The organism is Streptomyces seoulensis, assembly GCF_022846655.1.
Classification (GTDB): Bacteria; Actinomycetota; Actinomycetes; order Streptomycetales; family Streptomycetaceae; genus Streptomyces.
On record NZ_AP025667.1, the window covers coordinates 834,784 to 858,666 of the forward strand.

General features: G+C 71.9%; 19 protein-coding genes and 1 other RNA gene. 18 read left to right on the top strand and 2 right to left on the bottom strand.

Going from position 1 to position 23,883, the window contains the following annotated elements; genetic code table 11:
- The first annotated feature begins 282 nt into the window (after positions 1-282).
- The 4 genes from HEK131_RS03875 to HEK131_RS03890 all read left to right on the top strand — a co-directional run bounded on the left by HEK131_RS03875 (position 283) and on the right by HEK131_RS03890 (position 5,766).
- Positions 283-1,977, top strand: coding sequence for a serine/threonine-protein kinase (locus HEK131_RS03875; RefSeq protein WP_244333675.1), 1,695 nt, complete (start codon positions 283-285; stop codon positions 1,975-1,977).
- Between the two features lie 119 nt (positions 1,978-2,096).
- Positions 2,097-3,314: a serine/threonine-protein kinase gene (locus HEK131_RS03880; RefSeq protein ID WP_244333676.1), complete on the top strand. Its 1,218-nt coding sequence runs from the start codon at positions 2,097-2,099 to the stop codon at positions 3,312-3,314.
- Positions 3,315-3,534: 220 nt separating this feature from the next.
- On the top strand, positions 3,535-4,641 hold the full coding sequence (gene prfB, locus HEK131_RS03885; RefSeq protein ID WP_161148826.1) for a peptide chain release factor 2: 1,107 nt from the start codon (positions 3,535-3,537) through the stop codon (positions 4,639-4,641).
- Positions 4,642-4,968: 327 nt separating this feature from the next.
- Positions 4,969-5,766 (top strand): hypothetical protein, encoded by a 798-nt coding sequence (locus HEK131_RS03890; RefSeq protein WP_244333677.1) that lies wholly within the window; start codon positions 4,969-4,971, stop codon positions 5,764-5,766.
- A 118-nt stretch (positions 5,767-5,884) separates the two neighbouring features.
- Here HEK131_RS03890 and HEK131_RS03895 read toward each other — a convergent pair whose 3' ends face one another.
- Positions 5,885-6,079, bottom strand: coding sequence for a hypothetical protein (locus HEK131_RS03895; protein ID WP_217462451.1), 195 nt, complete (start codon positions 6,077-6,079; stop codon positions 5,885-5,887).
- Positions 6,080-6,314: 235 nt separating this feature from the next.
- On the opposite strand from HEK131_RS03895, the gene ftsE reads away from it, so the two are divergent.
- From ftsE to ssrA, 5 genes are all read left to right on the top strand, one after another.
- Positions 6,315-7,004 carry a cell division ATP-binding protein FtsE gene (ftsE, locus tag HEK131_RS03900; RefSeq protein WP_030810993.1) on the top strand — a complete coding sequence of 230 codons (690 nt, stop codon included), beginning with the start codon at positions 6,315-6,317 and terminating at the stop codon, positions 7,002-7,004.
- 34 nt (positions 7,005-7,038) lie between these two features.
- Positions 7,039-7,959: a permease-like cell division protein FtsX gene (ftsX, locus tag HEK131_RS03905; RefSeq protein ID WP_030810990.1), complete on the top strand. Its 921-nt coding sequence runs from the start codon at positions 7,039-7,041 to the stop codon at positions 7,957-7,959.
- 67 nt (positions 7,960-8,026) lie between these two features.
- Complete coding sequence (locus HEK131_RS03910; protein ID WP_244333678.1) at positions 8,027-9,223, top strand: S41 family peptidase; 1,197 nt, start codon at positions 8,027-8,029, stop codon at positions 9,221-9,223.
- A gap of 93 nt (positions 9,224-9,316) precedes the next feature.
- A complete protein-coding gene (gene smpB, locus HEK131_RS03915) occupies positions 9,317-9,850 on the top strand; it encodes an SsrA-binding protein SmpB (RefSeq protein ID WP_244333679.1) in 534 nt (177 codons plus the stop codon).
- Positions 9,851-9,958: 108 nt separating this feature from the next.
- Positions 9,959-10,327: a transfer-messenger RNA gene (gene ssrA / locus HEK131_RS03920) on the top strand.
- A 90-nt stretch (positions 10,328-10,417) separates the two neighbouring features.
- On the opposite strand, the gene HEK131_RS03925 is transcribed toward ssrA, so the two are convergent.
- Positions 10,418-11,602, bottom strand: a complete 1,185-nt coding sequence (locus HEK131_RS03925) for an MFS transporter (protein ID WP_244333680.1) — start codon at positions 11,600-11,602, stop codon at positions 10,418-10,420.
- Positions 11,603-11,687: 85 nt separating this feature from the next.
- On the opposite strand from HEK131_RS03925, the gene HEK131_RS03930 reads away from it, so the two are divergent.
- The 9 genes from HEK131_RS03930 to HEK131_RS03970 all read left to right on the top strand — a co-directional run bounded on the left by HEK131_RS03930 (position 11,688) and on the right by HEK131_RS03970 (position 23,697).
- Positions 11,688-12,653: a LysR family transcriptional regulator gene (locus HEK131_RS03930; RefSeq protein ID WP_244333681.1), complete on the top strand. Its 966-nt coding sequence runs from the start codon at positions 11,688-11,690 to the stop codon at positions 12,651-12,653.
- A 340-nt stretch (positions 12,654-12,993) separates the two neighbouring features.
- Positions 12,994-13,845: a hypothetical protein gene (locus HEK131_RS03935; protein WP_244333682.1), complete on the top strand. Its 852-nt coding sequence runs from the start codon at positions 12,994-12,996 to the stop codon at positions 13,843-13,845.
- 29 nt (positions 13,846-13,874) lie between these two features.
- Complete coding sequence (locus HEK131_RS03940; RefSeq protein ID WP_244333683.1) at positions 13,875-16,022, top strand: bifunctional polysaccharide deacetylase/glycosyltransferase family 2 protein; 2,148 nt, start codon at positions 13,875-13,877, stop codon at positions 16,020-16,022.
- The gene (locus HEK131_RS03945) at positions 16,019-17,218 is read left to right on the top strand and encodes an acyltransferase family protein (protein WP_244333684.1); all 1,200 of its coding nucleotides are present in this window, start codon (positions 16,019-16,021) and stop codon (positions 17,216-17,218) included. The genes HEK131_RS03940 and HEK131_RS03945 overlap by 4 nt, the downstream gene beginning before the upstream one ends.
- A gap of 83 nt (positions 17,219-17,301) precedes the next feature.
- On the top strand, positions 17,302-17,868 hold the full coding sequence (locus HEK131_RS03950; RefSeq protein ID WP_244333685.1) for a CGNR zinc finger domain-containing protein: 567 nt from the start codon (positions 17,302-17,304) through the stop codon (positions 17,866-17,868).
- A gap of 270 nt (positions 17,869-18,138) precedes the next feature.
- Positions 18,139-18,732: a sigma-70 family RNA polymerase sigma factor gene (locus HEK131_RS03955; protein WP_030810966.1), complete on the top strand. Its 594-nt coding sequence runs from the start codon at positions 18,139-18,141 to the stop codon at positions 18,730-18,732.
- On the top strand, positions 18,732-19,553 hold the full coding sequence (locus tag HEK131_RS03960) for an anti-sigma factor family protein (RefSeq protein WP_279614242.1): 822 nt from the start codon (positions 18,732-18,734) through the stop codon (positions 19,551-19,553). The genes HEK131_RS03955 and HEK131_RS03960 overlap by 1 nt, the downstream gene beginning before the upstream one ends.
- Before the next feature lie 87 nt (positions 19,554-19,640).
- Positions 19,641-21,956: a HelD family protein gene (locus HEK131_RS03965; RefSeq protein ID WP_217462441.1), complete on the top strand. Its 2,316-nt coding sequence runs from the start codon at positions 19,641-19,643 to the stop codon at positions 21,954-21,956.
- Positions 21,957-22,272: 316 nt separating this feature from the next.
- Positions 22,273-23,697, top strand: a complete 1,425-nt coding sequence (locus HEK131_RS03970; RefSeq protein ID WP_244333686.1) for an NAD-dependent malic enzyme — start codon at positions 22,273-22,275, stop codon at positions 23,695-23,697.
- Positions 23,698-23,883: the final 186 nt, after the last annotated feature.

The window sequence follows — 23,883 nt, forward strand, 5'->3', positions numbered from 1 at the left end:
CGCACCTGTCGCGGCCCTCCCGCCCGCGTCCCGGTACGAAGTGATCTTGATTGGTCAGCTCTGCCCCCAAAAGTGCCTGACCGGTGACGCGGCGGCGATCACTTGAGATCGGTCACGCACCTCGATGGGCAACCCGTGGACCGAGGTGAGCGTCTTTCCTCCGAACATGGACCGGAAGCCGCGCGTATCACTCAGGGGGCGGCTCCGGGACAGGCCACTACAGTGGTCGGAACGCCGGAACACCGGCAGCAATCAGCGAGCAAGCAGCAGGGAGCGCGTGACGTGCGGCCAGTCGGCAGCAAGTACCTGCTCGAGGAGCCGCTCGGACGCGGCGCCACGGGCACCGTCTGGCGCGCCCGCCAGCGGGAGACGGCGGGCGCCGAGGCGGCCGTGGCCGGGCAGCCCGGCGAGACCGTCGCCATCAAGGTCCTGAAAGAGGAGCTGGCGAGCGACCCGGACATCGTGATGCGCTTCCTGCGCGAGCGCTCCGTACTGCTCCGGCTCACCCACCCCAACATCGTCCGGGTCCGCGACCTGGTCGTCGAGGGCGATCTGCTGGCGCTCGTCATGGACCTCGTCGACGGCCCCGACTTGCACCGCTACCTGCGCGAGAACGGCACCTTCTCGCCCGTCGCCGCCGCCCTGCTCACCGCCCAGGTCGCCGACGCGCTCGCGGCCAGCCACGCCGACGGCGTCGTCCACCGCGACCTGAAGCCCGCCAACGTGCTGCTGCGCCAGTACGACGGCCAGATGTACCCGATGCTGACCGACTTCGGCATCGCCCGCCTGGCCGACTCGCCCGGCCTCACCCGCACCCACGAGTTCGTCGGCACCCCCGCCTACGTGGCCCCGGAGTCCGCCGAGGGCCGCCCGCAGACCTCCGCCGTCGACGTCTACGGCGCCGGCATCCTGCTGTACGAGCTGGTCACCGGGCGTCCGCCGTTCTCCGGCGCCACCGCCCTGGAGGTCCTGCACCAGCACCTGAGCGCCGAGCCGCGCCGCCCCTCCACGATCCCCGACCCGCTGTGGACGGTCATAGAGCGCTGCCTGCGCAAGAACCCCGACGAACGGCCCAGCGCCGAGAACCTCGCCCGCGCCCTGCGCGTGGTCGCCGAGGGCGTCGGGGTGCACGCCAACCCGGCGCAGATCGCCGCGGCCGAGGGCGTCGGCGCCCTCCTCGCACCCGACCCCGACCCGGCCCCCGTACCGGGCGTGCCCGGCGTGCCCGGCGCCTCCGACGCCACCCAGGTGCTGCCCCCGAACGCCGCCCAGGGGGCGTACGACCCCAACGCGGCCACCAGCTTCCTTCCGCACACCGCGGGCCCGCAGGGCGCCGCCGACCCGACCACCGTGCTCCCGAACACCGGCGCCGGCGACCCCACCTCGGTCCTGCCGCCGGTGCCCCAGGGCCGGCCCGGCCAGTACGACCCGCAGGACCCCTACGGGCAGAACCAGCAGCAGCCGGATCAGCCGCACCCCTGGCAGACCCAGTTGCGCGCCGCCCGCGACCGCAACGAGCAGACCCAGGTCCAGTACCTCGACCCGGACGAGGACCCGCTGCGCCGCCGCCCCCAGCGGCAGGCCGCCCGCCCGCAGCACCAGCCGCAGCAGCCCCGCTCGCAGCAGCCGCAGCAGCGCCCGCAGCCCCGGCGCCAGACCCCGCAGCCGCAGCAGTACGCCCCGCCGCCCCAGCCCCAGCGGTACGCCCCGCCGGAGCCGCAGCGGCCCGCGCGTGAGCCCCGTCCGCCCCGGCAGCGCAGCGCCAACCCGATGAAGATCCCCGGCCTGGGCTGCCTCAAGGGCTGCCTGTTCACGATCCTCATCCTGGTCGTGGCGAGCTGGCTGATCTGGGAGCTGACCCCGCTGCACACCTGGGTCGGCCAGGGCAAGGGGTACTGGGACCAGCTCAGCGACTGGGCCGGCTCGGTCGGCGACTGGTTCAAGAACCTGGACAGCTCGACCGGCGGCGGCAACTGAGACCCCCGCTCTGGGGACTTGTCGACACCCAGCGGGTGATTTCCGGCTCCGCGGTGAAGGCGGGCCCGACGGCCGCGTAGTTTTGTCGACCGGGGCAACACGCGTCTGTGGGAGCAGTCTTGGCACGGAAGATCGGCAGCCGGTACACCGCCAACCAGATCCTGGGGCGGGGCAGCGCGGGGACAGTGTGGCTGGGCGAGGGACCGGACGGCCCCGTCGCCGTCAAGCTGCTGCGCGAGGACCTCGCCTCCGACCAGGAGCTGGTCGGCCGCTTCGTCCAGGAGCGCACCGCGCTGCTCGGTCTCGAGCACCCGCACATCGTCACCGTGCGCGACCTGGTGGTCGACGGCAACGACCTCGCCCTGGTGATGGACATCGTCCGCGGCACCGACCTGCGCACCCGCCTGGAGCGCGAGCGCCGCCTCGCGCCCGAGGCCGCGGTGGCGATCGTCGCCGACGTCGCGGACGGCCTCGCCGCCGCGCACGCCGCCGGTGTCGTCCACCGGGACGTCAAGCCCGAGAACATCCTCCTCGACATGCGCGGTCCGCTCGGCCCCGGCGGCGCCCACCCGGCGCTGCTCACCGACTTCGGCGTGGCCAAGCTCATCGACTCGCCCAAGCGCACCCGCGCCACGAAGATCATCGGCACCCCCGACTACCTCGCCCCCGAGATCGTCGAGGGCCTGCCCCCGCGCGCCGCCGTGGACATCTACGCCCTGGCCACGGTCCTCTACGAACTGCTCGCGGGCTTCACCCCGTTCGGCGGCGGCCACCCCGGCGCGGTGCTCCGCAGACACGTCACCGAGACCGTCGTACCGCTGCCCGGCATCCCCGAGGAGCTCTGGCAGCTCCTCGTCCAGTGCCTGGCCAAGGGCCCCGCCTCCCGCCTGCGCGCCTCCGAACTCGCCGCCCGCCTGCGTGAGCAACTGCCGACCCTCGAAGGCATCCCTCCGCTGGAGGTGGACGAGCCCGACCCCGAGGCCGCCCCGGAGGAGCCCCCGCCGCCGCTCCCCACGGGCGAGCCGGTCCGCCGCAGGGGCGCGGTCTCCCTGGTCCCCGGCGCCAAGCCCGACTCCAACCGCGACACCCACACCTCCATGCGCGTCCCCGCCCCCGACGAACTCGCGGGCGGCGCCCACGGCACGGCCCGGGCCCCGCGCGCCCCCGGCGCCCCCCGCCCCGGCTCGGCCCGCCACCGGGCGGCGGCCCGCCGCCGGAGGATCACGCTGACCGTGGCGGGGGTCCTGCTGGCAGCAGCGGTGGGAGCGGGCGCGTGGGCGGCGACGAGCGGAGGGGACGAGGCTCCGGCTCCGGCGCGGAGCACCTCGGCACCGTGAGGGCGGGTGCCATCCGGCCCGGGTCAGCCCTATCGGGGGGCCATGCAGCCCAGGTCAGGCATCACTCGGCCCGTCCGGCGTTCGAGGACGAGGCCCCTGGGGGCCGACAGCGGGGGCCCGGGGGCGCAGCCCCTGGTACGCCCGCCCCGACGTCCCGCACCATGGTGGGCCGGACCGTCGGCGACCTACCGCACCCGGCGGAGCCGTTACGCTGGGGGGCGTGGCAGTCGTCGATGTATCCGAAGAGCTGAAGTCCCTCTCCTCGACCATGGAGTCGATCGAGGCCGTCCTGGACCTCGATGGCCTGAGGGCACAAATCGCCGTGCTCGAGGAGCAGGCGGCCGCGCCGTCCCTGTGGGACAACCCGGACGAGGCGCAGAAGATCACCAGCAAGCTCTCCCACCTCCAGGCCGAGGTCAGGAAGGCGGAGGCGCTGCGCGGCCGGATCGACGATCTCGCCGTGCTCTTCGAGATGGCCGAGGAGGAGGACGACCCGGACACCCTCGCCGAGGCCGAGTCCGAGCTGGTCCTGGTGAAGAAGGCGCTGGACGAGATGGAGGTCCGTACCCTCCTGTCCGGCGAGTACGACTCCCGCGAGGCGCTGGTCAACATCCGTGCCGAGGCGGGCGGCGTCGACGCCGCCGACTTCGCCGAGCAGCTCCAGCGCATGTACCTGCGCTGGGCCGAGCGCCACGGCTACAAGACGGAGATCTACGAGACGTCGTACGCCGAAGAGGCCGGCATCAAGTCGACCACCTTCGCCGTCCAGATCCCGTACGCGTACGGCACGCTCTCGGTCGAGCAGGGCACGCACCGCCTGGTGCGCATCTCGCCCTTCGACAACCAGGGCCGCCGCCAGACGTCCTTCGCGGGCGTCGAGGTGCTCCCGGTCGTGGAGCAGACCGACCACGTCGAGATCGACGAGTCCGACCTGCGCATCGACGTCTACCGCTCCTCGGGTCCCGGCGGCCAGGGCGTCAACACGACGGACTCCGCGGTCCGCCTCACCCACCTCCCCACCGGCATCGTGGTCTCCTGCCAGAACGAGCGCTCCCAGATCCAGAACAAGGCCACGGCGATGAACGTGCTGCAGGCCAAGCTGCTGGAGCGGCAGCGCCAGGAGGAGCGGGCCAAGATGGACGCCCTCAAGGGCGACGGCGGCAGCTCGTGGGGCAACCAGATGCGTTCGTACGTCCTGCACCCGTACCAGATGGTCAAGGACCTGCGCACCGAGTTCGAGGTCGGCAACCCGCAGGCCGTGCTCGACGGTGAGATCGACGGTTTTCTCGAGGCCGGAATTCGCTGGCGCAAGCAGCAGGAGAAGTAAGTTTGTCGACATGACAACCTGAAAGAACTGCCGTCCTCGGGGCGGCAGTTCTTTTGTTTCTGGGTTTTAGGTCACAGTCACAGCAGCCAACTCCCGGCAAACGCCCTCCCATAGGACATTGCGCCCGCAACGGCCTTGACGATGCTTTGGAAAATGGGAAAGGTGAAACGCGGCATGCGTATCCGTGGGGCGCATGTGAACCGGGGGAACGGGAGAGTGCCGGGTGCCGACGCGACAGTCGGGCCCGGCGTCGTCAGCCACCTCCGTCGAGCACGGCCCGCCCCATGCGCAGCCACATCGACAACAGCTACTGGGGGTAGCAGACATATGACGAAGAAGACGCGCGTCCGCGTCGCACGTATAGCCGCCGGCGCCGTGATCGCGGCCGGCGCCTCGCTGATGGTGGCCGGCGTCGCCTCGGCCGACCCGGGGCAGCCCAACCCCGACCCTTCCTGCACGATCGGCACCTGCACCGAGCCGGACCCCGGCGGCGACACCGACGGTGGCGCGACCGACGGGGGTGCCACGGACGGTGGGGCCACTGACGGCGGCGCGACCGACGGCGGTGCCACGGACGGCGGCGCGACCGATGGTGGCGCGACCGACGGCGGCCTCATCGGCGGCCTCATCGGTGGCAACGACACCACGGGCGGCAACGGCGCCAACGGTGGCAACGGCACCAACGGTGGCAACGACACCACGGGCGGCTCGAACACCACGGGTGGCAACGACACCACCGGCGGCAACGGCACCACGGGTGGCTCGGACACCACGGGCGGCACCTCGACCACCGGTGGCACCTCGACCACCGGCGGCGACTCCACCGGTGGCACCTCCACCACGGGCGGCACCTCGACCACCGGCGGCTCCACGACCGGTGGCACCGGCACCACCCCCGACGGCGGCGGCAACGACAACGTCTCCCAGGAGGAGGGCACCTCCGCCCTCACCGACACCGGCTCGGACACCGCTCCGCAGCAGACCGGCAACGGCAAGCAGCTCGCCGAGACCGGTGCCGGCCAGACCACCTTCCTGCTGGTGGGCGCCGCGACGATGATCGCGGGCGGCGTCGCCTTCCGCGTCCTGCCGCGCCTGGCGGACAACCGCGGCGGCACGGCCGCCTGAAGGTAGCCGAATCGTCACTCCACGCCACCGCGCGGCGGAGACGGCGAAGAGAAGGGCCCGGAGCGCATCCAAGCGCTCCGGGCCCTTCTTCCTGTCCTACAGCCCCGCAGGGCCCCGTCTAGACGGTCTGGTGCGCCAGGATCGCCATCAGCGCGATCAGCACCAACAGGAGCGCGATCAGCGCCGCCGGGCTCACCCCGGCGAGGAAGCCCGCCTGCTGCTGCAGCCGCTCACGGCTCGCACGGCACACCGGACACCGGCCCTCGTTCACGGGGGCCGCGCAGTTAGCGCACACCAACCGGTCGTACGTCATGCGCTCGCCCTCCTCGTGCCAGGCCCTCAACCCCGTACAACGCCGACGGGAACGAGAACGTTCCCCCTCCACTCTGCCAGGTTCCCCCCGAAAGAGCGCGGGCGCCCGGGAAAGCGGGAGGAGCCGCCCGTACAAAAACCCACAAGTGTCGCCCAACCGCAACCGGGCCCTGCGTAGGCACTCCCGGTTCGCGTATGGTCACGCTCATCATCCCCCGGCGACCCGTGGTGCATCCGTGATCCGATTCGACAGTGTCTCCAAGGTCTACCCCAAGCAGACCCGCCCAGCCCTCAGGGAGGTGTCCCTGGAAGTGGAGAAGGGCGAGTTCGTCTTCCTCGTGGGGTCGTCCGGCTCCGGCAAGTCGACCTTCCTCAGGCTGGTGCTCCGCGAGGAGCGGTGCAGCCACGGCCAGGTCCACGTCCTCGGCAAGGACCTCGCGCGGCTGTCCAACTGGAAGGTGCCGCAGATGCGCCGCCAGCTCGGGACGGTCTTCCAGGACTTCCGCCTGCTGCCCAACAAGACGGTCGCGGAGAACGTGGCCTTCGCGCAGGAGGTCATCGGCAAGTCCCGAGGCGAGATCCGCAAGTCCGTGCCCCAGGTGCTCGACCTCGTCGGGCTCGGCGGCAAGGAGGACCGCATGCCGGGCGAGTTGTCCGGCGGTGAGCAGCAGCGCGTCGCCATCGCGCGGGCGTTCGTCAACCGGCCCAAGCTCCTGATCGCCGACGAGCCCACCGGCAACCTCGACCCGCAGACCTCCGTCGGCATCATGAAGCTGCTCGACCGCATCAACCGGACGGGCACCACCGTCATCATGGCGACGCACGACCAGAACATCGTGGACCAGATGCGCAAGCGCGTCATCGAGCTGGAGAAGGGCCGCCTCGTGCGTGACCAGGCCCGCGGCGTCTACGGCTACCAGCACTAAGCAAGTTCACGACGGAAAGGCTTGACCAGACGCCATGCGCGCCCAGTTCGTCATGTCGGAGATCGGTGTCGGTCTCCGCCGCAACCTGACGATGACCTTCGCCGTCATCGTCTCCGTCGCCCTGTCCCTGGCCCTCTTCGGCGGCTCCCTGATGATGAGCGACCAGGTGAGCACCATGAAGGGCTACTGGTACGACAAGGTCAACGTCTCGATCTTCCTCTGCAACAAGAGCGACGCCCAGTCCGACGTCAACTGCGCCAAGGGCGCGGCCACCGAGGACCAGAAGAAGCAGATCCAGGCCGACCTCGGCAAGATGTCCTCCATCGTGGAGAAGGTCACCTACGAGTCGCAGGACACGGCGTACAAGCACTACAAGGAGCAGTTCGGCAACTCCCCGCTGGCCAGCTCGCTGACGCCGGACCAGATGCAGGAGTCGTACCGGATCAAGCTCAAGGACCCGCAGAAGTACCAGGTGATCGCCACCGCGTTCAACGGGCGGGCCGGTGTGCAGTCGGTCCAGGACCAGCGGAGCATCCTCGACAACCTCTTCCAGTTGCTCAACCTGATGAACCGCGCCGCGCTGTTCCTGATGGCGCTGATGCTGTTCGTGGCGCTGCTGCTGATCGTCAACACCGTCCGCGTTTCGGCGTTCAGCCGCCGCCGGGAGACCGGCATCATGCGGCTGGTCGGTGCCTCCGGCTTCTACATCCAGGCGCCGTTCATCATGGAGGCCGCGGTCGCCGGTCTCATCGGCGGCAGCCTCGCGTGCGTCTTCCTGGTGCTGGGCCGGTACTTCACCATCGACCACGGCATGGCCCTGTCGAGCAAGCTGACGCTCATCAACTTCATCGGCTGGGACTCGGTGTTGACCAAGCTGCCGCTGATCCTCGCGACCAGCGTGCTGATGCCTTCCCTGGCGGCGTTCTTCGCGTTGCGCAAGTACCTGAAGGTGTGACACATGCCAAGAGGGCCGTACAGGCATCCGTCTGTACGGCCCTTCGCGTTGTCCTAGACTCACCGCCATGTCAGGCCGAGCCCTGTTCCGTCAGCCCCGCCGCAAACGCCGCGGGGCCGCCCTGACCTTGGTGTTCGCCGGAGCGCTGACCGCGGGGGCCGTGACGGGCTCCCTGCCGGGTACCGCGGAGGCCCGCCGCATGGACGCCAAGGCCGAGGCCACGCAGGGCGCCAGGGACGCCGGGAAGGGCGCGGTGCCCCGCCCCGAGGACGTGCGCCGGGCCGCCGCCGAGGCCATGGCGAAGGGCAAGTCGCCCACCGAGGCCGCCGAACAGGCCGTCAGCCGCAGCGGGGACCGCTGGGGCGCCGTCTACTCCGAGGACGAGTACGCGGAGTTCCGCGACGCGCTCGACGGCGAGTACACCGGCGTCGGACTGTGGGCGAAGCGCGAACGCGACGGCCATGTCACCGTGAGCCGTGTGCGGTCCGGCTCGCCCGCCGCCGACGCCGGCATCCGCGAGGGCGACCGGCTGCGCAGCGTCGACGGCCGCCGGGTCGACGGCCGCCCGGTCACCGAAGTGGTCTCCCAGCTCCGCGGCGACGCCGAGGACGCGACCGCCGGCACACCGGTCACCGTCGGCATCCAGCGCGGCGCCGCCTCCTGGTCCCGGACCCTGCGCCGGGCCCGGCTCTCCACCGACCCGGTGACCGTCGCCGAGCCGGTCGACGGGGTCGCCGTGGTCCGGGTGTCCGCCTTCACCAAGGGCTCCGCCAGGGCCGTACGGGACGCCGTCCGGCGCGCCCCCGGGAACACCGGGATCGTGCTCGACCTGCGCGGCAACTCCGGCGGCCTGGTCACCGAGGCCGTCGCCACCGCCTCCTGCTTCCTCGACGGCGGCCTGGTCGCCACCTACGACGTGGACGGCGCCCAGCGCGCCCTGCACGCGGCCTCCGGCGGCGACACCGCCCGCCCGCTGGTCGCCCTGGTCGACGGGGGCACGATGAGCGCGGCCGAGCTGCTGACCGGCGCCCTGCAGGACCGGGGCCGGGCCGTGGTGATCGGCTCCCGCACCTTCGGCAAGGGCTCGGTGCAGATGCCGACCGAGCTGCCGGACGGCTCGGTGGCCGAGCTGACCGTCGGCCACTACCGCACCCCCTCCGGCCACGCCGTCGACGGCCGGGGCATCACCCCTGACCTCGACGCGGGCCCCAGCGCGCTGAAGCGGGCGGAGCGGGTCCTGACGGGCCTGGGCGATCCCCGGTAGCGGGCCCAGGCAGCTAGCCAGGCCTCCCCGGCTAATGCGCTTCCCTCAGCCCCCCTCCATGGTGCGAAAATGGCCAGCACTATGAGTAAGGGAATGTACGTACCGAAGGAGTCCCAGCCCAAGCAGGGCGGCGCGGCCTCCGCCAGGACCAAGGACGGCAAGCGCAAGATCGTCGCCCAGAACAAGAAGGCCCGGCACGACTACGCGATCATCGACACCTACGAGGCCGGGATCGTGCTGTCCGGCACCGAGGTGAAGTCGCTGCGCCAGGGACGGGCCTCGCTGGCCGACGGCTTCGTCCAGATCGACGGGAACGAGGCGTGGCTGCACAACGCCCACATCCCCGAGTACAGCCAGGGCACCTGGACCAACCACTCCGTGCGCCGCAAGCGCAAGCTGCTCCTGCACCGCGAGGAGATCGACAAGCTGGAGGCGAAGTCCCAGGAGACGGGTCACACGATCGTGCCCCTCGCCCTGTACTTCAAGGACGGCCGGGCGAAGGCGGAGATCGCGCTGGCCCGGGGAAAGAAGGAGTACGACAAGCGGCAGACCCTGCGCGAGAAGCAGGACCGGCGCGAGTCGGACCGGGCGATCGCGGCCGCCAAGCGCAAGCAGCGCGGCTCCTAGCAGGCCCGCCGGGAATAGGCTGGCACTGTCGTACGTTGGTCACGTACGATGGAACCGCACCCCATCGAGGGTGCACGCCTCCTGCGGGGGGCATTGAAAAAACAACATGGGGATGATCGGTTTCGACAGCGGATGTCGAAGCAGGGGAAGCGTGTCGAGGAAGCGGCAATGATCTCGTAAACCATATGTCGCAAACAATAATCGCCAACACCAAGCGCGATTCCTTCGCCCTCGCTGCCTAAGTAGCGACTTGCGAAGTGTCAGCCCGGGGCTGTTCCCGACCCGGATCCTGGCATCAGCTAGGGAACTAAACCTTGATCCCGGTCACGGGGTGAAGAGGGAAATCTAACAGTGACTGAGCCCGTCGGAGACTTGTCCGCGTGATCTCCGGGGCCGAGAAAATCGAAGCGGACTGCACACGGAGAAGCCCTGTTTCTGCACCGGTGGACGCGGGTTCGATTCCCGCCATCTCCACGATCAGGAGGCCCTCGGGCCTTCGGAACCCATGTGGGCAAAGGCCCCGTCGCGTTGAGCGGCGGGGCCTTCGTCTTTTTCACCGGCCCCTTTTCACCGCGAGCCCCGCAGCGTCCAGCCGAGGAGGCAGGCGGTGGAAGCCGCCAGCGCCGGGATCGCGTAGGCCGTGGCCGGGCCGAGGTGGTCCGCCGCCCAGCCGCCGGCCGCCGAGCCGCAGGCGATGCCGGTGAGCAGCGCCGTCACGACCAGGCTCATGCCCTCGTTGAGGCGGTCGTCCGGCGTGCGCTCCTGGACGAGGGTCATCGCCGTGACCATGGTCGGCGCGGTCGCCGTTCCCGCCACCAGCAGAGCCCCCGCCAGCACCCACAGTGAGCCGGTCGTGGCGGCGAGCCAGGGCAGCGTCATCAGCGCGGCCATCGCGGGCAGGCACCACCCGAGCCGCCGCGCGGCGGGGCCCGGCGGCAGCGCCCCGTACAGCAGGCCCGCAGCGCACGACCCGGCCGCCTGGAGCGCGAGCACGACCCCGGCCACCGCCCGCTGCCCGTGGGCGTCGGCGTACGCCACGGTGACGACCTCCATCGACCCGAACACCGCCCCGGTCGCCGTGAAGCAGACCAGCAGCGGCCGTACACCGGGTGCGCGCAGCGGCGACGGCGCCCTGGTGCCTGGGCTCGGCGGCGGCTCGGTCGCGCGCTGGGCGGTGAACAGCAGCATCCCCGCCGCCAGCAGCACGGCCCCGGCGAGGGTGCCCGCCTCCGGGAAGAGGGCGCCGGTCAGGAAGGACGCCAGGGCCGGGCCCAGCATGAAGCACAGTTCGTCGGCGGCCTGCTCGAAGGAGTTCGCGGTGTGCCGGGCCCCGGGATCGTCGCGCAGCAGGTGCGCCCAGCGGGCACGGGACAGCCCGCCTATGTTGGGCGTGGCCGCCCAGGTGGCGTACGCGGCGAACAGCGTCCAGTCGGGGGCGTCGTAGCGCACGCACAGCAGCAGGGCCAGGGCGCCGAGCACCGCCACCAGCGTCGCGGGGCGTGCCACCCTGGCCTGCCCGTGCCGGTCCACCAGCCGGGCCAGCCAGGGGCCCACCAGCCCGCTCGCCACCAGCCCGGTGGCGCTGACCGCTCCGGCGAGCGCGTACGAGCCCCGCGCACCGGCGATCATCACGACCGCGCTCACCCCGGCCATCCCCACCGGGAGGCGGGCGAGCAGGTTTCCGGCGGTGAAGGCGAGGGCGCCGGGGCGGGCGAAGAGGCGGCGGTAGGCGGGTGCGGTCTGCGTGGGCATGCCGCTCACGCTCTCCCGTGCCCCGGCCGGCGGTCCAACACCTGTTCGGCACCGATTCACGCGCCCGCGTTGTAGGTTCGCCGCCATGCCTCCCGCGATCGAACCCCGGCTGCTGCGCGCCTTCGTCGCCGTCGCCGAGGAACTGCACTTCACCCGCGCCGCCGCCCGGCTCCACGTCGCCCAGCAGGCGCTGAGCCGGGACGTACGGCGGCTCGAACGGGAGCTGGGCGCCGAGCTGTTCGTCCGTACCACGCGGCAGGTGACGCTCACCCCGGACGGCGAGCGCCTGCTGCCGCACGCCCGGCGCGTGCTCGCCGCCCAGGACGACCTGCTCGCCGCCTTCGGCAGCGCCCGCCCGCTGCTGGTCGACCTCAACTCCGAAGGCCCCCTCACCGCCCGGCGGGTACTGCTCCGGGCCCGCGAACTGGCGCCCGGGAACGAGATGCTGGCCCGCTACGAACATGGCCTCACCGGAGCGGCGGCCGCGCTGCTGGCCGGGCGGCTGGACGTCTCCTTCGGCCGCTTCGCCGGTCTGGACCCGGTGCTGCGCTCCGGCCTCGCCCAACAGCCGGTGCGCTACGAGCCGATGGCGGTCCTGCTCCCCGAGGACCACGCCCTGGCCGCGCTGCCCGAGGTGCCGCTCGCCGCGCTCGCCGGGGAGACGGTGTACGCCGGGGCGGGGAACCCCGGCACGCGGGAGTGGACCGACCTGGCGCGTCAGCTCTTCGAGGGACGCGGTATCCGTCTGGCGCCACCCCATCCGGTGGTCCTGGGCGCCGAGGAGTTCGCCCGGGTGATGGCGGCGAGCCGGATGCCGGTACTCGCGGTGGTGGATTTTCCGGCCATGTCGGGCGCGGTGCTGCGGCCCCTCGTCGACCCCGTTCCGCTCTCGCCCGTCTCGCTGGTGTGGCGGAAGGGGCTGGTCCATCCGGCACTGGACGCGCTGCGGGCGGCGGCGGCCGAGCTGTCCCGCGCCGAGAAGTGGCTTTCGTCGCCTGTCGACCGATGGATTCCAGCCATGGATATTGATGTGATGAACCGCCCGATCTGACACTCCGAGCACACGCGAACTCACCTTGCGCTACATTCGGGGACCCGAGCACTGGGGTAGAGGGGGGCGTTCGGACCGGGTGGGGGCCTGGTCCGGCCGGCGCGTGCTCGGTGTCGCCGGCGCACCCCGGAACAGTCCCGTGGGGGGATGTGCGCACGTGGAACAGTGGCGAGAGAACCGTCGACCGGAATGGCCCGATGTGGCATCGGCGGCAATAGACATGCAGGTGACAGGGGGTTCCACGCAGGCTTTTCCGGAAACCGGAACCGTCGTGGAGAGCGATGCCGCTCCGGGCCGTGGGGCCCCGCCGGGCGGTGGACGCACAGCGTTCCCGCGCGTCGTGAGGCCGTCGGACGCCCGGCTGTTCGCGGCGACGGAGATACTCCGGGGCGGCCCGGCCGCCCTGGCCGGGGCCGACTCGACGGCCCTGCTCCCGCGCTCGGGAACCCCGCGCGCGGCGGCCGACTTCCGCCCCTCCGGAACCGAGCGGACGGCCATGCTGCCCGCCCAGCCGGACCGCGACTCCGTGGGCCGCGAAGCCCACGATCCGCACGAGGTGACCGTCCAGCTCGACTCCGTGGCCGCCGACGGTGCCGTGCCCGCCGACCGGACAGCCGGCACCGACGCCTCCGACGGCCCGGTGTTCGTGGACGAGTCCGGCCGCCGCAGCCGTACCTTCCGGCGCCTCGGCCTGCTGGTCGCCGGGCTCTGCGCGGGCTACGCCGTCGTCATCGGCGTCACCCTGCTCTCCGGCAGCTCCGACGCGCCCTGGCTGCCGGTGCCGCAGAAGGACGACAAGCCCGCGGGCCGGGTCGACACCTCACCCGTGCCCAGCGCCTCGGCCCCGGCCGCACCCGGCGGCAAGGGCCGCGACCGTACCGGAACCGCACCCGCGGCGCCGGGCACCGCGCCCGCCACCGTCGCCGCCGTACCCGTACCGGGACGGCCGAGTCCCGCCGCCGGTGGCACCACGGCGGCCCGGCCGCCCGCCGCGGCGAGCCCGACCCCGGGCCGGTCCGCGCCGCCCGCGCCCGGTGGCGGCAGCCCGAAGCCCGCGCCCAGCGCGACCACTTCGACCGTGCCGTCCCCGGCACCGAGCACCACCGCGCCCAGTCCGGCCGCCACCGAGTCCCCGGCGGGCGCGGGCGGCCCGCAGCCCCAGGGCTCGGCCGGCCGTCCCGCCGCCGGATGACGCGCCGCGTCCTCGACCGGAAGAACCAGATGACTCCGCGAACCGCTCGCCGGGCGCTGCCCCGGCGGCGCCGGCTCCCGCTGCGCCCGCTGCTGGCCTTCCTGGTGCTGCTCGCCACGCTGGCCATGCTCATGCTGCACGGCTACGTCCACAACGAACTCCTCGCCGACCACCGCGTACGGCCCGAGGCGCCCAGCGGGCAGGTGCCCGAACGGATCACCGACGGCGGCCCCGTCATCGACACCCGGGGCGGCCGCACCGACAGCCTCCGCGTGCCGGAGCGCCGTATCGTCCTCACCTTCGACGACGGCCCCGACCCGACCTGGACGCCCCAGGTCCTCGACGCGCTGAAGCGGAACCACGCGCGGGCCACGTTCTTCGTGACCGGCACGATGACCTCCCGCTACCCGGAGCTGGTCCGGCGCATGGTGGCCGAGGGCCACGAGGTCGGCCTGCACACCTTCAACCACCCCGACCTCTCCTACCAGTCCCAGCGCCGGGTCGACTGGGAGCTGTCCCAGGGGCAGTTGGCCCTCGCGGGCGCGGCGGGCATCCGCAGCTCGCTGTTCCGGCCGCCGTACTCCTCCTTCGCCTCCGCGATGGACGACCGGTCCTGGCCGGTGACCCGGTACATCGGCGGCCGGGGCTATCTCACCGTGCTCAACGACCGGGACAGCGAGGACTGGCGCAGGCCCGGCGTCGAGGAGATCATCCGCCGGGCCACGCCCGAGAACGGCAAGGGCGCGGTCGTCCTCATGCACGACTCCGGCGGCGACCGGAGCCAGACGGTCAAGGTCATCGACACCCTGCTGCCCCGGCTCCAGTCCGAGGGCTACCGCTTCCAGACCCTCACCCAGGCGCTGAACGCGCCGAGCGGCGACACACCCGTCACCGGGGTCGGGCTGTGGACCGGCAAGGCGTGGATCGCGGCTGTCGGGGCGGCGGACGGCATCACCACCGTGCTCGTCGCGGGCCTCGCCGTCGTCGGCGTGCTGGTCTTCGGGCGGTTCGGGCTGATGCTGCTGCTGTCCGCCGCGCACGCCCGCCGCACCCGCCGCCGCGACTTCCGCTGGGGCCCCGAGCCGGTCACCGAACCGGCGACCGTGCTGGTGCCGGCGTACAACGAGGCCAAGTGCATCGAGAACACCGTGCGTTCACTGGTCGGCGGTGAGCACCCGGTGGAGGTCATCGTCGTCGACGACGGCTCCGCCGACGGCACCGCACGCATTGTGGAGGGGCTCGCGCTGCCCGGCGTACGCGTCGTCCGGCAGCACAACGCGGGCAAGCCCGCCGCCCTCAACCGAGGGCTGGCGAACGCCAGTCACGACCTGATCGTGATGATGGACGGCGACACCGTCTTCGAACCGTCCACCGTCCGCGAGCTGGTGCAGCCGTTCGCCGACCCACGCGTCGGCGCCGTCGCGGGCAACGCCAAGGTCGGCAACAAGGACACCCTGATCGGCGCCTGGCAGCACATCGAGTACGTGATGGGCTTCAACCTGGACCGCCGCATGTACGACGTGCTGCGCTGCATGCCGACCATCCCCGGCGCCGTGGGCGCGTTCCGCCGCACCGCGCTGGAACGGGTCGGCGGGATGAGCGACGACACCCTCGCCGAGGACACCGACATCACGATGGCCCTGCACCGCGACGGCTGGCGGGTCGTCTACGCGGAGAAGGCGCGCGCCTGGACCGAGGCCCCGGAGTCCGTGCAGCAGCTCTGGTCCCAGCGCTACCGCTGGTCCTACGGCACCATGCAGGCCATCTGGAAACACCGCCGGGCCGTCCTCGAACGCGGGCCCTCCGGGCGGTTCGGCCGGGTCGGGCTGCCGCTGGTCTCCCTGTTCATGGTGGTCGCCCCGCTGCTGGCCCCGCTGATCGACATCTTCCTGGTCTACGGCCTGGTCTTCGGCCCGACAGGCAAGACGATCGCGTCCTGGTTCGCCGTCCTGGCCGTCCAGGCGGTCTGCGCGGGCTATGCCTTCGCACTGGACCGGGAGCGGCTCACCCCGCTGATCTCCCTGCCCCTCCAGCAACTCCTGTACCGCCAGCTCATGTACGTCGTGCTGCTCCAGTCCTGGATCACGGCACTCACCGGCGGCCGGCTGCGCTGGCAGAAGCTGCGCCGCAAGGGCGGGGTGTCGGCCCCGGTCCCGGCCGAAGGAGCACTGCGATGACGACGTCACACGAACTGACGACACCGACGCCGGAGTTGGTGCCGGAGCCCGTACAGCGGCGGGCCCCGGTCCGGGACCGCTACTTCGACCTGCTCCGCGCCCTCGCCCTCTTCCGCGTCGTCTTCTACCACCTGATGGGCTGGGCCTGGCTGCCCGTGGTCTTCCCGTCCATGGGCGTGATGTTCGCCCTCGCCGGCAGCCTGATGGCCCGCTCGCTGAAGCGGCCCGCCCTGGGCGTCGTACGCGGCAGGCTCCGCCGTCTGCTGCCCCCGCTGTGGCTGCTCGGCGCGCTCGGGGTGTCCGGCATGGTGCTCCAGGGCTGGCGCCCCGGCGCCGAGGGGCATCCCGGCTGGTGGTTCGCCCACCTCGGCTTCTGGATACTCCCGCTGAGCGACCCGCCGTACGCGGGCACGCTGCCCGGCGTCCACGGGGTGCTCGGCCCGGACTGGGCGGCCGAGCTGGCCGGACCGCTCTGGTACATCCGCGCCTACCTGTGGTTCGTGCTGCTCTCCCCGGTCCTGCTGAGGGCGCTGAAGGCGATCCCGTGGATCACCGTGCTGTCACCGATCGCGCTGGCCGCCGCCTTCGAGTTCGGCCACCTCCAGCTCCCCGGCGAGCGCGTCCCGTCGGCGCTGACGGACTTCAGCACCTTCGGCGCCTGCTGGATCCTCGGCATGGCACACCAGCAGGGCGTACTGCGCCGCATCCCGCGCTACGTCGTGCCCTCCGCCGCCCCGCTCGTCGCCGGGGCGGGCCTCTGGTACGCGCTCACGCACGGCTTCCGGCAGGGGCACGACCTGGACGACATCCCGTTCGCCCAGTCCCTGTGGTCCCTGGCCACCGTGCTGCTCCTGCTGCACATCAGCCCGGTCTGGACCGAGTGGCCCCGCCTGCTGCGCCCCTTCGACCGCCTGATCACCCTGCTCAACTCCCGAGCGGTGACGATCTACATCTGGCACAACCTCTGCATCCTCGTCGCCTCCACCCTCTGGGACCAGCTCTGGCGCTACGACGTCCTCGACGAACGCTGCCCCTGGCTCCTGGAGAGCCCCTGGCCCGTCCTCGCCCTCACCTGGACTCTGATCTGCGCCTGCGTCGTCACCTTCGGCTGGGCGGAGGACCTGGCGGCCAGGAGGAATCCGCGGCTGTGGCCGGACGGGCGCGCACGGCGGGACAGCCGCCACCGGGCCGTCTGACGCGAGGGGTTCCGGCCGCCGGGCCGGGCGGGCACTGTGGAGGGGAGCGAGAAGAGTCTCCTGCCTGGGCGGTGACGTGACGCATGGGACCGGGTACGCCACGATTCGACGCCGGGCGGTCCTGCCTGGACCTGCTGGCCACCGCGCATCCGGCGGAACGGATCGGTACGGCCGCGGAGTTGGCGGGGTGGATCGCCGGAGCCGGGCTGGTGCCCGTCGGAGCGCCGCTCCAGGGGGTCGACGGGTGCTGGGTCGCCGGGTTCCGGGAACTGCGGCTGCACATCGATCGGTTGGTCAGAGCGCGTACCTGCACCCCTCTCGACTCGCTCGACCGGATCAACCGCGCGGCCGAAGCGGCCGCACCCCCGGCCATCCATGCCGTACCCGGTGAAAAGGGGCGCTTGAAGCGGGAGTTGGCCGAGCCGCCGCGATGCGCCGCCCTCCTCTCCCTCCTCGCCCGCGACACCGTCGACCTCCTCACCGACCCCCTGGCGCGGGCCGCCGTGCGCGAATGCGAGGCGGACGGCTGCTCGTTGCTGTACCTCGACACCTCCCGGGGGCGCCGGAGGCGGTGGTGCTCCAGCGAGGTGTGCGGGAACCGGGAGCGGGTCGCGCGGCACCGCAGGCGGGTCGCGCTCGCGCGGTCCTGAACGTCCGGGTACGGGCCAAGTGCCGGAAAGACACATCCACTTGAAGTATGTGATCTGCGCGACACCGCGTTTGCCCGGACTCAAGTGAGGGCAGTTCCCGCTCACTTGACAGCGTGTCGGAAATGTAAAGATCGCGCGGTGAGAATGTGCGCGCATGTCCCGCTCGTCACACCGCCACTGAGAAAAACACCACCTCACCTTGAACAACCGCGCCTCCTGCCCCGTACGAATGGGCGAGCGACCGACGGGGGCAAGCCCCGGACACCGGAGGTGGGCGTGCGCAAGGATGCGGCCGTGGCCAATGAACGTGGATCGAGGGCCCGACATCGCATGTCCTCGCAGCCCTCACAGTCGTCGGAACCCGACGAGGAGTTGATGCGTGCCCTGTACCGGGAGCACGCCGGACCACTCCTCGCCTATGTCCTCCGGTTGGTCGCCGGTGACCGGCAGCGTGCCGAGGACGTCGTACAGGAAACCCTCATCCGTGCCTGGAAGAACGCCGGCCAGCTCAATCGGGCGACCGGTTCGGTACGCCCCTGGCTGGTGACGGTCGCCCGGCGCATCGTCATCGACGGCCACCGCAGCCGGCAGGCCCGGCCGCAGGAGGTCGATCCGTCGCCGCTGGAGGTCATCCCCGCGGAGGACGAGATCGACAAGGCGCTGTGGCTGATGACGCTGACGGACGCGCTCGACGACCTGACCCCGGCCCACCGGGAGGTCCTCGTCGAGACCTACTTCAAGGGGCGTACGGTCAACGAGGCGGCACAGACCCTCGGGATACCCAGCGGCACGGTGCGCTCACGGGTGTTCTACGCCCTGCGGTCGATGAAGCTGGCGCTGGAGGAGCGGGGGGTGACGGCGTGATGGGTGTGTACGGAGGAATGCGAGGATTCGGCGCGGGCGGTACGGGTATGTCTGGCCCCATGCAGGGATCTCCGGTGCCGAACGAGCATGAGACGGTCGGCGCCTACGCCCTCGGGATCCTCGACGACACCGAGGCGACCGCGTTCGAGACCCATCTCGCCGGCTGCGAGTGGTGCGCCCAGCAACTGGACGAACTCGCGGGGATGGAGCCCATGCTGGCCGCCCTCGCGGACCTGCCCGGCACCGGCAGCACCCCTGTCATCGGCGAGTCGCTGTCCGCGCGTCCGACCCCGAGGCTGGTCGAGAGGCTGGTCGACGAGGTCTCCGAGCGGCGCGCGAGCAAGCGGCGCCGCGGCTTCTACCTGGTCGCGGCCGCGGCCGCGCTGATCATCGGCGGCCCGGTGGCCGTGATGTCGGTGAGCGGCGGTGGCACGAGTCAGACGGCGACCCCGCTGGCCGCCTCCGCCAAGGACCACTTCGACCAGTTGCCCGACAAGGTCACCGGCACGGACGCCGGCACCGGTGTCTCCGCGACCGTCGCCATGCAGGGCAAGACCTGGGGCACCGACGCCGTGCTGCGCTTGGGCGGCGTCAAGGGCGAGCTGAAGTGCTCCCTGATCGCGGTCGGCAAGAACGGCGAGCGGCAGACGCTCGGCTCCTGGAGCGTGCCCGCGGACGGCTACGGCATCCCGGACGCCAAGACCGAGCAGGCCCGCAACCCGCTGTTCATCGGGGGCGGCACCGCGCTCCAGCCGAACGAGATCGACCACTTCGACGTGATGACCCTCGACGGGAAGAAGCTCGTCCAAGTGGACGCCTAGTAGCCGCTCAGAATCACGCCCGCGTAGCTTTGCCGGGTCCTCTTCGCGTACGGTTGACGGCTGCCCAGCACGTCAGAAGGGGGCCCGGTGGCCGCTCAGGTTCAGCATCCCGCGGATCTCTCGGTACACGACGCACACGACTCCGTCCGTGACCGAGAGATCAGCGTCGAACAGGAACATCTGGACCGGGTGTACCGGCGGCTCGAGGAGAAGATCCACGAGGCCGAGTTCCTGATGCACGACGCGGCCCAGCGCGGCCATGTGGGTACACCGGGCGCGCTCGCCGAACGGGACGCCCAGGTCTTCCGGGCCGGTATCCATCTCAACCGGCTCAACAACGAGTTCGAGGACTTCCTCTTCGGCCGCGTCGACCTGCTCCAGGGCAAGGACGGCAAGAAGGGCCCCGACGGCGCGTACACCGCCGTCGAGCCCGCCGAGGGCGCCGTGCGCCCCGACAGCACCGCCGACATCGCCGAGACCCTGCACATCGGCCGGATCGGCGTCCTCGACGAGGACTACTCCCCGCTGGTCATCGACTGGCGGGCGCCGGCCGCCGCGCCGTTCTACCGCTCCACCCCCGTCGACCCCGGCCGGGTCGTGCGGCGGCGGGTCATCCGCTCCAAGGGCCGCCGCGTCCTCGGCGTCGAGGACGACCTGATGCGCCCCGAGCTGAAGGCCACCCTGGACGGCGAGGAACTGCCCGTCATCGGCGACGGCGCGCTGATGGCCGCCCTCGGCCAGGCCCGCGGGCACACGATGCGGGACATCGTCTCCTCGATCCAGGCCGAGCAGGACCAGGTCATCCGCGCCCCCGCCGCCTCCGTCACCTACGTCGAGGGCGGCCCCGGCACCGGCAAGACCGCCGTCGCCCTGCACCGCGCGGCCTATCTGCTCTACCAGGACCGCAGACGCTACGCGGGCGGCATCCTGATCGTCTCGCCGACCCCGCTGCTGGTGGCCTACACCGAGGGCGTGCTGCCCTCCCTCGGCGAGGAGGGCCAGGTCGCCATCCGCGCGATCGGCTCCCTGGTCGACGGTGTCGAGGCCACGCTCCACGACTCCCCGGCCGTGGCCCGCGCCAAGGGCTCGTACCGGATGCTGAAGGTGCTGCGCCGGGCCGCGCGCGGCGCCCTCGAACTCGGCGTCGGGGACGGCACCCCGCCGGACCGGCTCCGGGTCGTCGCCTTCGGGCGGCGCCTCGAACTGGAGGCCGAGGAACTGGAGAACGTCCGGCGCACCGCGCTCGGCGGCACCGCCCCGGTCAACCTGCTCCGCCCGCGCGCCCGCAAACTGCTGCTGGACGCCCTGTGGGCGAAGTCCGGCGCCTCCGGCCGGCACACCGACCCCGAGCTGGCCGCCGAGCTGCGCGCCTCCTTCGACGACGACGTGGCCGACGAGGACTCGTTCATCGCCTTCCTCGACGCCTGGTGGCCCGAGCTGACCCCCAAGGGCGTCCTCGCTGCCATGGCCGACGAGAAGCGGCTCGGCCGCTGGGCCCGCCGCGTCCTCAACCCCGGCGAGGTCCGCAAGGTCGCCCGCGCGCTGAAGCGGGACGGCTGCTCGGTGCACGACATCGCCATGCTGGACGAGCTCCAGGCGATCCTGGGCGCCCCCGCCCGCCCCCGCAAGAAGCGCGAACTCGACCCGCTGGACCACCTCACCGGCCTGGAGGAGCTGATGCCGGTCCGCGAGGAGACCCAGCGCGAGCGGGCCGAGCGCCTGGCCCAGGAGCGCACCGAGTACGCGCACGTCATCGTCGACGAGGCGCAGGACCTCACGCCGATGCAGTGGCGGATGGTCGGGCGCCGGGGCCGGCACGCCACCTGGACGGTCGTCGGCGACCCCGCCCAGTCCTCCTGGTCCGACCCCGACGAGGCGGCCGGGGCCCGCGACGAGGCCCTGGGCTCCAGACCCCGGCGCCGCTTCGAGCTGACCGTCAACTACCGCAACCCGGCCGAGATCGCCGAGCTGGCCGCCAAGGTCCTCGCCCTCGCCATGCCCGGCTCCGAGTCCCCCCGCGCCGTCCGCTCCACCGGCGTCCAGCCGCGCTTCCAGGTCGTCGGGGACTCCCTGGCCGACACGGTCCGCGCGGAGGCCGAGCGGCTGCTCGGGATGGTCGACGGCACCGTCGGCGTCGTCGTCGCCATGAACCGGCGCGAGGAGGCCCGCCGCTGGCTCGCCGGGCTCGGCGACCGCGTGGTGGCCCTCGGCAGCCTGGAGGCCAAGGGCCTGGAGTACGACGCGACCGTGGTCGTCTCCCCGGCGGAGATCGCCGACGAGTCCCCGGCCGGCCTGCGTGTGCTCTACGTCGCCCTCACCCGCGCCACCCAGCAGCTCACCGTCGTCTCCGGCGACCGCGACGAGCCGGACGCGGCCGGGGTCCCGGACCTGCTGCGGGACTGAGGCCCGCGAAACCGCGCGCACGGGGGAATGCCCCCCGGCGTCCGTTTGTTAGCCTTGTCGTGGCACCGGCCCGATCCAAGCCCCCGGGCCCAACCTTCGTCGCTACGAGCGACCACTTGCCGCGAGGCGAGCATGGCGGGTCGGTGTCATGAACGTATGCGAGAGGCCCACGTCACCTGTGACGTGGGCCTCTCGTCTTGGGGACACCCCCGAGAACACAACGTCCGCAATCGGGGGCGACTACCACGTACTCGGCGGTAGGTGCGACGATCGGACGGCACAACACGCGACACGGTGAAAGCAGAGGAAGTCGGCCATGGCAACGGCGCCCAGCGTCTCCTACTCGATGACCATCCGGTTGGAGGTGCCAGCGAGCGGGACGGCCGTCTCGCAGCTCACCACCGCCGTGGAGTCCTCCGGAGGCTCGGTCACCGGCCTCGACGTCACCGCGTCCGGGCACGAGAAACTCCGCATCGACGTCACCATCGCGGCCAGCTCCACCGCGCACGCCGACGAGATCGTCGAAGAGCTGCGCGGCATCGTGGGCGTCACGCTCGGCAAGGTCTCCGACCGTACGTTCCTGATGCACCTCGGCGGCAAGATCGAGATGCAGTCCAAGCACCCGATCCGCAACCGCGACGACCTCTCCATGATCTACACGCCCGGTGTGGCGCGTGTCTGCATGGCGATCGCGGAGAACCCCGAGGACGCCCGGCGCCTGACCATCAAGCGCAACTCCGTTGCGGTCGTGACGGACGGTTCCGCCGTGCTCGGGCTCGGCAACATCGGCCCCAAGGCCGCGCTCCCGGTCATGGAGGGCAAGGCGGCCCTCTTCAAGCGGTTCGCCGGCATCGACGCCTGGCCGCTGTGCCTGGACACCCAGGACACCGACGCCATCGTGGAGATCGTCAAGGCCATCGCCCCGGGCTTCGCGGGCATCAACCTGGAGGACATCTCCGCGCCGCGCTGCTTCGAGATCGAGGCCCGGCTGCGCGAGGCCCTGGACATCCCCGTCTTCCACGACGACCAGCACGGCACCGCCATCGTCGTCCTGGCCGCGCTGACCAACGCGCTGCGCGTCACCGGCCGCACGATGGAGTCCATCCGGGTCGTCATGTCCGGCGCCGGAGCGGCCGGTACGGCCATCCTGAAGCTGCTGCTGGCCGCGGGCGTGAAGAACGCCGTCGTCGCCGACATCCACGGCGTGGTGCACGCGGGCCGCGAGGACCTGGTGGACGCCCCCTCGGACTCCCCGCTGCGCTGGATCGCGGACAACACCAACCCCGAGGCCCTCACCGGCACCCTCAAGGAGGCCGTGCGCGGCGCGGACGTCTTCATCGGCGTCTCCGCCCCGAACGTCCTGGACGGCGCCGACGTGGCCGCCATGGCGGACGGCGCGATCGTCTTCGCACTGGCGAACCCGGACCCCGAGGTCGACCCCGCCGTGGCCCGGCAGACGGCCGCCGTGGTGGCCACGGGCCGCTCCGACTTCCCCAACCAGATCAACAACGTGCTGGTCTTCCCCGGTGTCTTCCGGGGTCTGCTGGACGCCCAGTCCCGCACCGTCAACACCGAGATGATGCTCGCCGCCGCGCAGGCGCTCGCCAACGTGGTGACCGAGGACGAGCTGAACCCGAACTACATCGTCCCCAGCGTCTTCAACGACAAGGTCGCGGGCGCGGTGGCCGGGGCCGTCCGTGAGGCCGCCAAGGCGGCCGGAGCGGCGGCTGCGGCGTCTTAGCACCGCTTGCCGTAGGGTCGGGGAGGTTGTGGGACCGACGCAGCCTCCCCTACGGCGAGTCGTCGGTTCCCCGGTCGTGACGCCCTCTAGGGTGTCGGCGGGGCAGGCGCTTTTCGTGTGACTCCCTAGGGTGTTCTCATGACTCCTACGGGTGCCGGATTGGCTTTCCCGCCGCAGGTAGGGGCA

Excerpts from the sequence above, each read along its gene's own strand:
- HEK131_RS03890 (WP_244333677.1), top strand. The coding sequence starts at position 4,969 with ATGACGAAGAAGACGCGCGTCCGCGTCGCACGTATAGCCGCCGGCGCC.
- HEK131_RS03895 (WP_217462451.1), bottom strand. The coding sequence starts at position 6,079 with ATGACGTACGACCGGTTGGTGTGCGCTAACTGCGCGGCCCCCGTGAAC.
- ftsX (WP_030810990.1), top strand. The coding sequence starts at position 7,039 with ATGCGCGCCCAGTTCGTCATGTCGGAGATCGGTGTCGGTCTCCGCCGC.
- HEK131_RS03910 (WP_244333678.1), top strand. The coding sequence starts at position 8,027 with ATGTCAGGCCGAGCCCTGTTCCGTCAGCCCCGCCGCAAACGCCGCGGG.
- smpB (WP_244333679.1), top strand. The coding sequence starts at position 9,317 with ATGTACGTACCGAAGGAGTCCCAGCCCAAGCAGGGCGGCGCGGCCTCC.
- HEK131_RS03925 (WP_244333680.1), bottom strand. The coding sequence starts at position 11,602 with ATGCCCACGCAGACCGCACCCGCCTACCGCCGCCTCTTCGCCCGCCCC.
- HEK131_RS03930 (WP_244333681.1), top strand. The coding sequence starts at position 11,688 with ATGCCTCCCGCGATCGAACCCCGGCTGCTGCGCGCCTTCGTCGCCGTC.
- HEK131_RS03940 (WP_244333683.1), top strand. The coding sequence starts at position 13,875 with ATGACTCCGCGAACCGCTCGCCGGGCGCTGCCCCGGCGGCGCCGGCTC.
- HEK131_RS03945 (WP_244333684.1), top strand. The coding sequence starts at position 16,019 with ATGACGACGTCACACGAACTGACGACACCGACGCCGGAGTTGGTGCCG.
- HEK131_RS03950 (WP_244333685.1), top strand. The coding sequence starts at position 17,302 with ATGGGACCGGGTACGCCACGATTCGACGCCGGGCGGTCCTGCCTGGAC.
- HEK131_RS03960 (WP_279614242.1), top strand. The coding sequence starts at position 18,732 with ATGGGTGTGTACGGAGGAATGCGAGGATTCGGCGCGGGCGGTACGGGT.
- HEK131_RS03970 (WP_244333686.1), top strand. The coding sequence starts at position 22,273 with ATGGCAACGGCGCCCAGCGTCTCCTACTCGATGACCATCCGGTTGGAG.